The sequence below is a fragment of the Azospira oryzae genome (genome assembly GCF_004217225.1).
Lineage (GTDB): Bacteria > Pseudomonadota > Gammaproteobacteria > Burkholderiales > Rhodocyclaceae > Azospira > Azospira oryzae.
Map to the genome: position 1 here is coordinate 321,201 of NZ_SHKM01000001.1, position 12,660 is coordinate 333,860.

General features: G+C 65.5%; 10 protein-coding genes. 1 reads left to right on the forward strand and 9 read right to left on the reverse strand.

What is annotated here, in order from left to right; all coding sequences use genetic code 11:
• Positions 1 to 50 precede the first annotated feature (50 nt).
• The 5 genes from EV678_RS01505 to EV678_RS01525 form a co-directional block, all read right to left on the reverse strand.
• Entirely contained in the window at positions 51 to 1,943 is a 1,893-nt protein-coding gene (locus EV678_RS01505; RefSeq protein WP_130458262.1) for a family 2A encapsulin nanocompartment cargo protein cysteine desulfurase, read from the reverse strand.
• Positions 1,918 to 2,853, reverse strand: coding sequence for a family 2A encapsulin nanocompartment shell protein (locus EV678_RS01510; protein ID WP_130458263.1), 936 nt, complete (start codon positions 2,851 to 2,853; stop codon positions 1,918 to 1,920). Before EV678_RS01510 ends, EV678_RS01505 begins: the two co-directional genes overlap by 26 nt.
• Before the next feature lie 52 nt (positions 2,854 to 2,905).
• Positions 2,906 to 3,913 (reverse strand): serine O-acetyltransferase EpsC, encoded by a 1,008-nt coding sequence (gene epsC, locus EV678_RS01515; protein ID WP_207222138.1) that lies wholly within the window; start codon positions 3,911 to 3,913, stop codon positions 2,906 to 2,908.
• 2 nt (positions 3,914 to 3,915) lie between these two features.
• A complete protein-coding gene (locus tag EV678_RS01520) occupies positions 3,916 to 4,458 on the reverse strand; it encodes a rhodanese-like domain-containing protein (RefSeq protein ID WP_130458264.1) in 543 nt (180 codons plus the stop codon).
• A gap of 279 nt (positions 4,459 to 4,737) precedes the next feature.
• Entirely contained in the window at positions 4,738 to 5,691 is a 954-nt protein-coding gene (locus EV678_RS01525) for a LysR family transcriptional regulator (protein ID WP_207222140.1), read from the reverse strand.
• Between the two features lie 152 nt (positions 5,692 to 5,843).
• Between EV678_RS01525 and EV678_RS01530 the strand changes: the two genes are divergently transcribed.
• On the forward strand, positions 5,844 to 6,992 hold the full coding sequence (locus tag EV678_RS01530; protein ID WP_130458265.1) for an iron-containing alcohol dehydrogenase: 1,149 nt from the start codon (positions 5,844 to 5,846) through the stop codon (positions 6,990 to 6,992).
• Between the two features lie 316 nt (positions 6,993 to 7,308).
• On the opposite strand, the gene EV678_RS01535 is transcribed toward EV678_RS01530, so the two are convergent.
• From EV678_RS01535 to EV678_RS01550, 4 genes are all read right to left on the reverse strand, one after another.
• A protein-coding gene (locus tag EV678_RS01535; protein ID WP_130458266.1) for an IS3 family transposase occupies positions 7,309 to 8,429 on the reverse strand; the annotation gives its coding sequence in 2 pieces (ribosomal slippage) (positions 7,309 to 8,177 and positions 8,177 to 8,429; 1,122 coding nt in all).
• A gap of 1,141 nt (positions 8,430 to 9,570) precedes the next feature.
• Positions 9,571 to 10,431, reverse strand: a complete 861-nt coding sequence (locus EV678_RS01540; protein ID WP_207222142.1) for a CoA-transferase subunit beta — start codon at positions 10,429 to 10,431, stop codon at positions 9,571 to 9,573.
• Positions 10,432 to 10,528: 97 nt separating this feature from the next.
• Entirely contained in the window at positions 10,529 to 11,536 is a 1,008-nt protein-coding gene (locus EV678_RS01545) for a CoA transferase subunit A (RefSeq protein WP_130458267.1), read from the reverse strand.
• Positions 11,526 to 12,656: an SCO family protein gene (locus tag EV678_RS01550; RefSeq protein ID WP_130458268.1), complete on the reverse strand. Its 1,131-nt coding sequence runs from the start codon at positions 12,654 to 12,656 to the stop codon at positions 11,526 to 11,528. Before EV678_RS01550 ends, EV678_RS01545 begins: the two co-directional genes overlap by 11 nt.
• Positions 12,657 to 12,660: the final 4 nt, after the last annotated feature.

Here is a 12,660-nt window from a genome sequence, read left to right on the forward strand (position 1 = left end):
GCCGCCCAGGGAATTGGGGCGGCGTTTTTGTTTGCAGCGGCGCTTGAGCTTCACCCCAACACCGTCGTACTCCTCCCTCCCTTTAGCCGCTTCAACGTCGCCACCAGGTGATCCACTTCCTGGCAGGTGTTGTAGAAGGCTAGCGACGGACGCACCGTGGCTTCCAGGCCGAAGCGGCGCAGGATGGGTTGGGCGCAGTGGTGTCCGGAGCGCACGGCGATGCCTTCCTGGTTGAGGGCCTTGCCCACTTCCTCGGTCTTGAAGCCTTCCAGCACGAAGGAGGCGACGCTGGCCTTGTCCCTTGCCGTGCCGATGATGCGCAGGCCGGGCACGGTGCGTAGCCCATGGGTGGCGTATTCCAGCAGGGCGTGCTCGTAGCGGGCGATGTTTTCCAGGCCGATGCGTTCCACGTAGTCCAGGGCGGCGCCCAGGCCTACGGCGTCGGCGATGTTGCCGGTGCCGGCTTCGAACTTGTTGGGTGCCGGTTGGTACAGGGTCCGCTCGAAGGTGACGTCGGCAATCATGTTGCCGCCGCCCTGCCAGGGCTGGGTGGCTTCCAGGATGGCGGCCTTGCCATAGACCGCGCCGATGCCCGTGGGGGCGAAGACCTTGTGGCCGGAAAAGACGAACCAGTCCGCATCCAGGGCCTGCACATTGACCCGCAGGTGGGAGACGGATTGGGCCCCGTCCACCAGCACCTTGGCGCCGGCCCGGTGGGCCAGGTCCACGATTTCCTTGACCGGGGTGATGGTGCCCAGGGCGTTGGAAACCTGGGTGATGGCCACCAGCTTGGTCTTCTCGTTGAGCAGTTTCTGGTACTCGTCGAGGCGGATCTGGCCGTCGTCGTCCACCGGAATGACGCGAATCTTGGCGCCCTTCTCGGCCGCCAGCTGCTGCCAGGGGACGATGTTGGCGTGGTGCTCGAGAATCGAGACCACGATTTCATCGCCGGCGCCGATGTTCTGGCGCCCCCAGCTCTGGGCCACCAGGTTGATGGCCTCGGTGGCGCCGCGCACGAAAATGATTTCGTTGGCAGAGCCGGCGCCGATGAAGCGCGCCACCTTGTTCCGCGCCGACTCGTAGGCATCCGTGGCCCTTGCCGCCAGTTCGTGGGCGGCGCGGTGGATGTTGGAGTTTTCGTGGGCGTAGAACCAGGCCAGCCGGTCGATCACCGCCTGGGGCTTGTGGGTGGTGGCGGCGTTGTCGAACCACACCAGGGGCTTGCCGTTCACCCGTTCCGCCAGGATCGGGAAGTCGCGGCGGATGGCGTTGACGTCCAGGGGCGGGTGGGCCAGGGGCTGCACCGGGGGCTCGGCCTGGGCCGCATCGGCCCCCACCGGGTCGAGGAAGTAGAAGGAGGAACTGCGGCTGGGCACGGCGGCGGGAATGCTGCCTTTACTTTCCCGGGGCGCCTTGTTGTCAGCCAGCAGGGCCTTCAGCTCTTCCGCGCCGGGCAGGCCGAAGGACTGGGCCGTGACGCGGTCGTCCCGCGGCACCACGATCTCGTTCTCCTTGGGCAGGTGGGCAGGGTAAGCGCTGCCTTCGCCCAGGAAGTAATAGGGCGTGGCGGGCGCGAATACCGGCGCTGCGGAGGAGGCGGACTGGGGCAGGGCGGGGGCATAGGCCTGGGGCACGCCCAGGGCGGCGCTCCCAGGCTTGCCTGCCCCGGGAATGGCTTCCACAGCCGAGTCTGGCGCACCGTTCTGGCTGCTTGCCGCCGGCGCCAGGGAAGGCGCCCGCTGGCCCAGGGCGATCACCGGCTCATGGGACTGGGGAGCCACGTTGCCGACCGGCGCCGGTGTTTCCACCGGCCCCGGATTGCCCGGCAGGGCGGCGAAGAACTCGCTCGCCAGCCGGGCCAGGGTGGCCTCGTTGGGCAAGCCCGCCGGCAGCAGCCCGGCCAGGCCTTCCGGCGGGTTACTTGTAGGTGTCGGGGTAGTCATGGTACTTGCCGATCTCCACGTCATCGAGCACGGCCAGGGCATCTTCGGTCAGCACGGCCAGGGAGCAATAGAGCGAAATCAGGTAGGAGGCGATGGCGTTGCGGTTGATGCCCATGAAGCGCACCGACAGCCCCGGGCTCTGTTCGCCGGCCAGGCCGGGCTGGAACAGGCCGACCACGCCCTGGCGCTTTTCGCCGGTGCGCAGCAGGATGATCTTGGTCTTGCCGTCCTCGATGGGCACCTTGTCGGAAGGGATCAGGGGAATGCCGCGCCAGGTGAGGAACTGGGAGCCGAAGAGGGAAACGGTGGGGGGCGGCACGCCGCGGCGGGTGCACTCGCGGCCGAAGGCGGCGATGGCCAGGGGGTGGGTGAGGAAGAAGGCGGGTTCCTTCCACACGCGGGTCAAGAGATCGTCCAGATCGTCCGGAGTGGGGGCGCCGGTGAGGGTGGAGATGCGCTGGGCGTCGTCCACATTGGCCAGCAGGCCGTAGTCCGGGTTGTTGATGAGTTCGGATTCCTGACGTTCCTTGATGGTCTCGATGGTCAGGCGCAGCTGTTCCTTGATCTGGTCGTGGGGGCTGCTGTAGAGGTCGGAAACCCGGGTGTGCACATCCAGGATGGTGGTGACGGCGTTGAGGAAGTATTCCCGGGGCTGGGCGTCGTAATCGACGAAGGTCTGGGGCAGTTCGGATTCATCCCGCTGGGAGCAGGCGACGCGCACGTCCCGGGGGTTGATGACCTTGTTGAGGCGGTAGATGCCGGCTTCCACAGGCAGCCACTGCAGCAGGTGCACCAGCCAGCGCGGGGTGATGGTGGATAGCTGGGGTACGGTCTTGGTGGCATTCGCCAGTTGCCGCGCGGCATTGTCGCCGAGGGCCTGGGCGCCTTCCGGATGGACGACTTCGGTCATGGATGACTCTCCTTGCTTGAGTTGTGATGGAGCGGTGGTTTGAAAAAAGGAATCAGGCTGCGGCGGCCTTGAGCGGGGTCGGCGGCGGCAGGGAGTGCTGCGAATGCTGGGAGTGTTGAGAGTCGGCCTGGGTCACGTGGCTGCCCGGGGGCACGCTGTGGGTGAGCCAGACGTTGCCGCCGATGCTGCTGCCCTTGCCGATGGTGATGCGGCCCAGGATGGTGGCGCCGGCGTAGATCACCACGTCGTCCTCGACGATGGGGTGGCGCGGCTGCCCCTTCTCCAGGTTGCCCGCCTCGTCCGTGGCGAAGCGCTTGGCGCCCAGGGTCACGGCCTGATACAGGCGCACCCGCTGGCCGATGACGGCGGTCTCGCCGATGACCACCCCGGTGCCGTGGTCGATGAAGAAGCCGGCGCCGATGGCGGCCCCCGGGTGGATGTCGATGCCCGTTTCGGCGTGGGCCAGCTCGGCGACGATGCGGGCCAGCAGGGGCACGCCCAGGCGATAGAGCTGGTGGGCCAGGCGGTGGTGGATCATGGCCACCACGCCCGGGTAGCAGAGCAGCACCTCATCGACGCTGCGGGCCGCCGGGTCGCCGCTGTAGGCCGCTTCCACGTCGGTGTCGAGCAGGGCGCGGACCTGGGGCAGGGCTTCGGCAAAGCTGCGCACGATATGCACGGCCCGCTCTTCCACGGCGCCGTCGGCGGCCGGCTGGTGGCGGGCGGCGTAGCACAGCTCCAGCCGCACCTGCCCGAGCAGGGCTTCCAGGGCCGCGTCCAGGGTGTAGCCGATGTAGTAGTCCTCGGTTTCCTGGTGCAGCTGGGCCGGGCCCAGGCGCATGGGGAAGAGGGCGCCCTGCAGCTGGGTGACGATCTCCTGCAGCACCTCCCGGGAGGGCAGCTCCCGGCCGCCCACGTCCTTGTGGCGCTGCTGGCGTTCGCGCCAGCGCTCCCGCTCGGCCCGCAGTTCGGCGACGATGCGGCCCAGGTCCCACTTGGCGCCCGGGCGCTGGCCCTGGGGGCCCTGGGACTGGCCGCAGCCGTAGGTGGGGGCGGCCATGTTCAGTCCTGCACCCAGGGCAGGGCGGCGTGGCGCCAGCCGCCCAGGGCGCCGCGCTGCTGCTGCTCGTCCAGGTCGCCCTCGAAGCCTTCGAGGATGTTGTAGACCTGGGTGAAGCCCGCCTTGGCGGCGGCCTCGGCGGCCAGGGCCGAGCGCTTGCCGCTGCGACAGAGCAGCAGCACCGGCTGGTCCTTTTTCACCTTGGCTTCCAGCTCCTTGACGAAGCGGGGGTTGCGGTTCAGCGCCGTGCCGGTGGCCCAGGCCACGTGCAGGGTATCGGGCACATGGCCGACGAACTTGCGCTCTTCGGCGGTGCGCACATCCACCAGGGCCGCGGCGCCGCTGGAGAACAGCTCCCAGGCTTCCTTGGGCGTGACGCCGCCGGCGTAGGGCGTACCCTGGGCCTGGGCGGTGGCCCGGGCCCGTTCGAGAATGGGGTGGCTGGTGGTGGCGCTGGGGGCGGGGGCGGATGACGCCTGGGCGCCGGCGTGACGGGATGGGGCGGCACCGTTGGCGAAGGCGGTGCTGAGGGCTTGAACTGGCATGGCGCTTTTCCTCCTGGGTGGATGTCCGGCAGACGGCGGGGCGTCGTTGCGGGCGATGGAGGCAAGCCTAGTGGGGGAGTGTTTATTATGAAAAATACTATTTTGAAATGCCTATATTGCTAATTTGAATATATGCAATTGTGCTGACCGGCGGGCGGGTGGCGGCCCCGGGGATGTGTCGCTGATGACAGGTAAAGCTCGGCGGGCGCCGCGCAAGGGCGCAGAAAGGGCTGCAGAAAGGGCCGCTCCAGCCCAGTGAGGCGGCTGGGCTGATTTCGCCTACTGTGCTGCCGCCGCCGCCCGGGCCAGTTCCTCCCGGCTCAGCACGAACTCCCGGCTGTTGGCCAGCCGTTCCACCGCCAGGTCGATGAAGCGCCGCACCCGGGCCGGCTGGGCCCGGCGGCTGCCGTAGTAGATGAACATCTGGTAGCTGTCGGTCATGTGTTCCGGCAGCAGGGGCACCAGGCGTCCGCTGCGGATCAGGGCGGCGCCGGTGGGCACGGCGATCTGGGCGATGATCTCGCCGGCCAGCACGGCGTGCAGTTCCAGTTGTTCGTCGTTGGTGCAGAAGGCCGGGCGCACCGGGTGGTCCTGCTCTCCATCGCCCACCTTGACCCGCCAGGGGATGATGCGGCCGTCTTCGGAGTGGCGGAAGACGCTGCAGCGGTGGGCCTCCAGATCGTTGAGGCTGCGCGGCACACCGTGCCGCTGCAGGTAGCTGGGGGCGGCGCAGATCACCATCTGCATGGGGAAGAGGGGCCGGGCGATGAGGCCTTCCTCCGGTGCCGCGCCCAGGCGAAAGCCCACGTCCACCCGTTCCTCCACCCAGTTGCTGCGCCGGTCGTCGAGCTGGATGTCCGGCTGCACCTCCGGGTAGAGGCGGCAGTATTCCTCGATCACCGGGCCGATGACCGACACGGAAACCGAGCGGGGGCCGACGATGCGCAGGGGCCCGGCCAGGTCTTCCCGGGTCTGCCGGGCGCCGCTCAGGGCCTGTTGCAGGCCCAGCAGGGAGGGCCGGGCCGCCTCGAAGAAGCGCTGCCCTTCTTCCGTCAGGGACATGCTGCGGGTGGTGCGGTGAAAGAGCCGCACCCCCAGGTGCTGCTCCAGCTGGCCCAGGGCCTTGCTGGCGGCCTGGGGGGATATCTGCTGGGCCGCCGCGGCCTTGCTCAGGCTGCCCAGTTCCACGGTGTGGATGAAGGTGGCGATGGAGCGCAGTTCGTTGACGGCCATGGGGCTTTCCGTGGTTATTTACATCGAATGGTTGTAAATAATACAAACTATTTGGCGGTAGTTGGATGTTTGTTGCCCCGCTACAGTTCGTCCATCGCGCTTTCTGACACTTTCTGGCGCTTCCCCCCCATTCCCTTCAGGAGGATTTGCAAATGGACAACTTCACTTTCTTCAATCCCACCCAAGTCGAATTCGGCAAGGACAAGGAACAGGCCATCGGTCGCCATCTGGCCGAGCACGGCATCAAGAAGGTGCTGCTCTGCTACGGCAGCGAGCGCATCAAGCGGGACGGCCTCTTCTCCGTGGTCAGCAAGAGCCTGGCGGAGCAGGGCATCGCCATCGTCGAATGCGGCGGCATCGTCAGCAACCCGGTGATTTCCAAGGTGCGGGAGGCCATCGCCCTGGCCCGCGACCATCAGGTGGAGGCCATCCTCAGCGTCGGCGGCGGTTCCGTGCTGGACAGCTCCAAGGCCATTGCCGCCGGCGTGCCCTACGCCGGCGACGTGTGGGATCTCTTCATCGGCAAGGGGCATATCGAATCCGCCCTGCCGGTGTTCGATATCCTCACCCTGGCCGCCACCGGCAGCGAGATGAACAACGGTGCCGTGGTCACCAACGAGGCCACCCAGGAAAAGTTCGCCATCACCTCCGTGCATACCTATCCCAAGGTCTCCATCGTCAATCCGGCCCTGATGAAGACCGTCTCCCGGGACTACCTGGTGTATTCGGCGGCGGACGTCATTGCCCACGCCATCGAGGGTTACTTCACCGCCAAGGACGAGCCCCGCTTCCAGTCCCGCCTGGTGGAGGCCATCATCAACACGGTGATCGAAACCACCGAAACCCTGCTGGCCGACCCGGAAAACTACGAAGCCCGAGCCGAGTTCGCCTGGGCCGCCACCCAGGCCCTGAACGGCCTGCTCTATGCAGGCATCTCCGGCTACAGCTACCCCAACCACATGATCGAGCACTCCCTCTCGGCCCTTTTCAACGTGCCCCACGGCGCCGGCCTCTCCGTGGTCATGCCGGCCTGGATGAAGTGGTACCACAGCCGCAACCCGGTCCAGTTCCAGCGCTTCGCCAAGTACGTGTTCGGCGTGGAAACCGTCGAGCAGGGCATCGCCGCCCTGGAAAAGTGGTTCGACAAGATCGGCACCCCCACCCGCCTTTCCCAGCTGGGCATCAGCGAGGCCGACCTGCCCAAGACCATCGACAACGTGCTGGGCAACGCGGTCCATTTCGGTGTGGCCGAGACCTATCCCCGGGACGTGGTTGCCACCATTCTCAAGAGCGCCCTGTAAGCCTGGGCAGCCCGCCGGGCCTGGTTAGGGGTTGCTGAGCCGGGGCCCTGAGTCCTGGCGCGGCAGTAATGAAAAGGCGCTGATTTCCGCGTGGAATCAGCGCCTTTTTTTGTTTCATGATGACTCCAGTACCGCAATTCTCTGGACTGCGCCAAGGCTCGATACATCATGTTTATCAATCAGTTAGGCGAGTTCAACATATGCCGGTGCTTTCCGAAACTTGGCCCGGCTTTCCCTCGCGTGGCTCCCATGCGGCTCTTGGAAACCGGGCTTTCCGAGGAGTCATCATGGCGAAAAGATCGACGTTCCCCCGTTTTCAGTAGCAGAGGGCTTTAGAGTCCGGGGGTAATTTACCCGATTTCTGGGTGAGTGATTTGGCATAAGCCGCAGGCGTCAAACCGCCCAGAGATTTTTTCGGTTGCTCCTCGTTGTATTCACGGCGCCAGCCTTCGATGACGGCCTGGGCATTGCGCAGGCTGGTGAACCAGTGCTCATGCAGACATTCATCCCGGAAACTGCCATTGAACGATTCGATATAGGCGTTCTGATTCGGTTTGCCAGGCTCGATGAGGAAGAGCTGAACGCCGCGAGCATGCGCCCAGGTCAGCGTGGCCCGACTACAGAACTCCTTGCCGTTATCCGTCCTGATTGCTTTGGGCAGGCCGCGTGTCTTGGCCAACTGATCAAGGGCCCGGGCGAGTTGCATGCCACCGATCGCGCGCTCCGAAACAATCGCGACCGCCTCGTGCGTCGCATCATCGACCACGGTCAGGCTTTTGATGACTCGTCCTTCCGCCGTCCGGTCAAACACGAAATCCATTGACCAGACCTGATTGGCGGCCGAAGGGCGCTCTAACGGGGGACGCTCCGACACCGGGATCTTTTTCCGCTTTCGCCTTCTCACTTGCAGGCCAGCCTCGGCGTAAAGCCGGTCCACCCGCTTGTGATTCACCACCATGCCGGCCTGCCGCAGCTTCAAGTAGATCATCCCGGCCCCATAGCGCCGATGGCGTTGGGCGAGCGTGACGATCTGCTCCTTCAAAGCCGCATTGTGATCCGTTGCCGGCCGGTAACGGAATGAACTCGGACTCGTACCAGTGAAGCGAAGTGACCTCCGCTCGCTAAGCCCCTTGTCGATCAGGTAGCGCACCAGATCACGTCGTGACGGTGCGCTCACCACTTTTTTCGCAGGGCTTCCTTGGCAATCTCGTTTTCCAGCATCGTTTCGGCCAGCAGCTTCTTCAAGCGCGTATTTTCCGTTTCGAGCTCCTTGAGCCGCTTGGCGTCCGACACACTCATGCCACCGAACTTGCTGCGCCAGAGGTGGTAACTCGCTTCCGAGAAGGCGTGCTTGCGGCACAACTCAGCTATCGGCATTCCGGCTTCCGCTTCCCGCTGGAAACCAATGATCTGTTCTTCGGTGAATCGCTTCTTCATGTCCAATCTCCTTATCGTGAATGATTGGACTCTAAAGTCAGGCGATACTCAATTCTGGGGGGGCGTCGGGGAATACAAAAAATCCATAAAGCGAGACAGATAAAAAAAGCGCGCCGTATTACTACGGCGCGCTAGCTAAAGGATATGGGAAACATCAATGGTGAGAAGCCCCTGTCAGAACTATCACGCAACGAGCCTGAGCCTGGGCCTCGCCCGGCGCTGACTTACAGCAGCTTCTGCATGCTCAAAAGCTTCGCGTGCAGCATTGCGTGCAATCCTATCAACGATTTCATCCATCCCTCCTGCTGCTGCAATACGGACACTCCGTGCAGCACCACCGCTAACGACTGTTCCAGTCTTTGCCCGAACAGGGCGACACCATGAGTCCATTTGGATCTCCATAAAAGTTAAAAAGGACGACGGAATCTATCGAGCCAAGCATTCAGAACCTTTGCACTCCAGCGAGGACTACGTCCCAACACGATAGTTGGTTCTGGAAATGGAGGAAGACCCGAAAACTCATCTGCTGACATCACACTGCGCCTAGACAACAAAGAATTGCTCGACTGGTGCCGTCGGAGGCGCTCCAGAGTAGACCTTGAAATGCACAACTTTTGGCACACCTCGTCTATGCCAAGCAAAACATCAGTAGATGCGAAATCGAAATCACCCATGAGAAGCCCAATAAAATCGTCAGGACGCATTATGACGCATCTTGACGCGTCAGTAAAGTGACGAGGGTCATGTTTCTGATAGGTATAGACGGCTCACGGTCTTCAGAGCAACAGCGGCAGCAACACTGTGTGGCGACCTGACCCTGCAAAGTTGCTGTAGGAGCGTCTCGTCCTATCGTTCAGTGACATAGCCAGCTTGGGAATTAGCTATGATTGCCGAGGTCACTAGGCCATCTTTCTTCGGCTGCCGTCCTAAGCTATAGCGCGCCGTGACTCGATTTCTCAAGGCTCTTATGTGGCTCCCAACCCACAGCGCTACATCCCCTAGAAGCGGGATGAAATAGAGCTAACCTATTGCTCCGTATATGGTTTCAGGCCTCGCGTGATCTGCGCTAAGGGCTTGACACCGGCCCATTTTTGTTTCCAGCCCCTTGCCTGCCGGGGGGCTTTGGTTTGCCGCTATGGGCCTACTTCTCCCGCCGCAGCATCCCCGTCACATCCACCCGCCGCAGCGCTTCGACCTCGGCCACGGTGGGCGGGGCGATCATGCGGGCGTGGCGGAAGACTTTCAGGTCCCAGCCGGTCTGGGCCCGCACTTCGTCCACGCTGGAGAAGGGGTAGTAGGCGTCGAGCCAGAATTCCTTGGTTTCCGGATGGGGCCGCAGGATGCCCAGGGTGGTGACGATGGCGGAGGGGCCGCCGCCGACGAAGCCGTAGCGGGCCCGGGCGTCGCCGCCTTCGAGATAGCCGGGGGAGGAGATGTAATCCACCTTGTCGACGAAGCGCTTGGCCTCGTGGGTGACCATGATGACCGTTCGCTTGGCGCCGCTGGCGATGTCGTTGGCGCCGCCGGCGCCGGTGAGGCGGGTCTTGGGCGGGGTGTAGGTGTCGCCGAGGCCGTTGCCCTTGCTGCGGTCCCAGATGCCCGTCGTATTGACGTTGCCGAACTTGTCCACCTGGGCGGCGCCGATGAGGCCCACGTCCACCCGGCCGGAGGCGACGAGGAAGCCCAGGGCGTCGAGGCCGCCGGTGAAGCTGGTGGCGTTGGCCGAGAGCCGGTTGCATTCGATGCCCCAGGGCAGGCCGCCGATGGGAGTGGCGCCGTAGATGCCGCCTTCGGTCATGGAGCGGATGTTGGGGCCGTGGTGTTCCTGGGCGAAGTAGCCGGCCAGTAGCGACAGGCCGACGCCGAAGATGGCCAGTTCGCCGTCCTTGATTTCCCGGCCGGCGGCGATGGCCATCATTTCCTGGCGGGAGTAGCGTAGGGGCCCCTTGCGTTCGGCGGTCTCCGGGGCGGAGTCGGTGCGGGTGGCGGTTGCGGTGCTCATCAGGCGGCCCTCTCAGTCAGGGGAGTGGTATGCAAAGGGAAGTGGCGTCGTGGGCTGGCCGCCCTCGCGTGGCTCGCAGCTACGCAGGCTCGGTGGCTCATGCGGCCCTCTTCAGAATGTGATTTTCAGCTTGCAGCTGTTCCACCTTGGCCCGGTCCAGGATCCACTGGCGGAACGGGTCCAGGAGGAAGCGGGTGGGGCTGTCTTCCAGCTTGGAGATGACGTCCTGGCCGATGAGGTTGAGGTAGGCATCCACGGTCTGGTAGGAAAAGATGTAGCGGTCAATGTAGCGGAAGGTGCCTTCTTCCGTGGCCAGCCATTCGTTCATCAGCTTCATGTGGGCTTCGTCCACGTCATGCACGCCGGGGGAGGCGGCGGGCCAGGCGGAGAAGGGCCACCACACCACGGCGTCCACGATCAGGCCGGGGATGCGCACCAGGTTGGGGTACTGGCGCATGCAGTCCGTGTCCACGATGTGGTCGGCCACCAGCACCAGGCGCTTGGCAGCCCGGGAGAGTTCGAAGCGGCTCCACTCGGAGCCGATCATGATGGCGTTGCCCTCCGGGTCGGCCAGGGTGACGTGGATCACCGCCAGGTCCGGCTTCAGGGGCGAGTAGGCGCCCAGGGTGCGGCCGGAGAAGGGGTCGGCGATCTCGGGAATCTTGCCCGTGGCCGGGTATTCCTCGGGGGCGAAGGCACTGCGCTGCTGGATGTCGGAGCCGATACAGGTGGTGGCGGGGACGAAGGGCCAGTTGAGGGCGCCGCCGAGAAAGCGCAGGGCCATGGCCAGGTTGGAGTAGTCCTCCAGGGCCAGCTTGCCTTCTTCGACGACACGGCGCAGGCCGTTGGCGAAGCCGAAGCCCTCCAGGCCGGAGAAGCCCACCTCGGCCTTGTCCACCGTGCCGGCGGCGGCCAGCAGGTTGAGCTGCTGGGTGTTGCAGTGGAACAGGGCGTGCAGGTTGCGCCGGCCCTGGCGCACCAGTTCGCGGCCGAAGGCAATTGCGTCGGCGCCCACCGGCAGGCCGGCGCCGCTGGCGTACTGGATGCCGTCGCCGGCGTAGCGCTGGGCGGCTTCGGCCAGGGGCAGGAGTTTGTTAATGGACATGGCGGGGATTCCCTTGCGTGAGGTGCTGATCGGTGGCGACCTGAATGGTTTTGTCGCTGTGCTTGGGCTCGGCGGCAAGCAGGCCCAGGTCGGCGGCGAGGGCGCCGACCGGCTGGCCGTAGGGCGAGAGGCCGCGCAGGACGCCGGCCTTGTCGAAGAGGAAGACGCCGGCGGTGTGGTCCAGGGTGTAGCCCATGCTCTCGGAGGGCTGGCGTTCGGCCACCAGCTGCAGTTCCCGGATCAGGTCGGCGGTGGCGCTGTCGCCGCCCCACAGGCCGAGGAAGGGGCGGCCGCCCTGGGGAGCGAAGGCGGCCACGTATTCCCGGAGCAGGGCGGCGTGGTCCCGCTCCGGGTCCAGGGTGACGAAGAGCACCTGCACCTGGCGGCGCCGGGCGGCGGGCAGGGCTTCCACCGCGGCCTTCAGTTCGGCCAGGGTGGTGGGGCAGACATCGGGGCACTGGCTGTAGCCCACCGCCAGGGCCACGGCCCGGCCGCGGAAATCGGCCAGGCGGCGCACCTTGCCGGCGGTGTCGGCGAGGCGGAATTCGGGGCGGCGGGGCAGGCCGGCAGCAGGCGCATCGGCCTGCAGCCGGGGCGCGTTGGCCGCCTGGGCGGCCCTGGCGCCGGCGAAGGGGTATTGCTCGTATTCGGCCTTGACCACGTACTGGCCGAGGCGGCTGAAATCGGCGGCGGCCAGGGTGCCGGTATGGCGGTAGAGGAATTCGCCCCGGCCGTCGAAGAAGGCGAAGGAAGGGGTGGCGAAAGCGCCGAGCTGCCGTGCGAAGTCGCCCGCCGAGCCGCGCCGGCCGGCGAGATCGAGGATGGGTTCGCTGCGGGCCAGGTCCACCTTGACGCTGCGGTAATGCCGGCTGAAGCGGGCCGTCACGCCTGGGTCCTGGAAGACCGTGCGTTCCATCTCCCGACAGCCGGGGCAGTCGGGCAGGGTGAAGGCGACGGCCAGCTTCCTGCCCTCGGCCCGGGCGGCCCGGGCCTCGGCCTGCAGGTCCGTGGCTTCCCGGGTGAAGAGTGGGGAGAAGCGGGCTTCCCCGGCGCCCGCCGCAGCGGAGGCCAGGGCAGCGAGGAGGGCCAGCAGGCCCAGGATGCGTGACGGTGACGGCATGGCG

Coding starts and splice junctions, on each gene's coding strand:
- EV678_RS01505 (WP_130458262.1), bottom strand. CDS start 1,943: ATGACTACCCCGACACCTACAAGTAACCCGCCGGAAGGCCTGGCCGGG.
- EV678_RS01510 (WP_130458263.1), bottom strand. CDS start 2,853: ATGACCGAAGTCGTCCATCCGGAAGGCGCCCAGGCCCTCGGCGACAAT.
- epsC (WP_207222138.1), bottom strand. CDS start 3,913: ATGGCCGCCCCCACCTACGGCTGCGGCCAGTCCCAGGGCCCCCAGGGC.
- EV678_RS01520 (WP_130458264.1), bottom strand. CDS start 4,458: ATGCCAGTTCAAGCCCTCAGCACCGCCTTCGCCAACGGTGCCGCCCCA.
- EV678_RS01525 (WP_207222140.1), bottom strand. CDS start 5,691: ATGGCCGTCAACGAACTGCGCTCCATCGCCACCTTCATCCACACCGTG.
- EV678_RS01530 (WP_130458265.1), top strand. CDS start 5,844: ATGGACAACTTCACTTTCTTCAATCCCACCCAAGTCGAATTCGGCAAG.
- EV678_RS01540 (WP_207222142.1), bottom strand. CDS start 10,431: ATGAGCACCGCAACCGCCACCCGCACCGACTCCGCCCCGGAGACCGCC.
- EV678_RS01545 (WP_130458267.1), bottom strand. CDS start 11,536: ATGTCCATTAACAAACTCCTGCCCCTGGCCGAAGCCGCCCAGCGCTAC.
- EV678_RS01550 (WP_130458268.1), bottom strand. CDS start 12,656: ATGCCGTCACCGTCACGCATCCTGGGCCTGCTGGCCCTCCTCGCTGCC.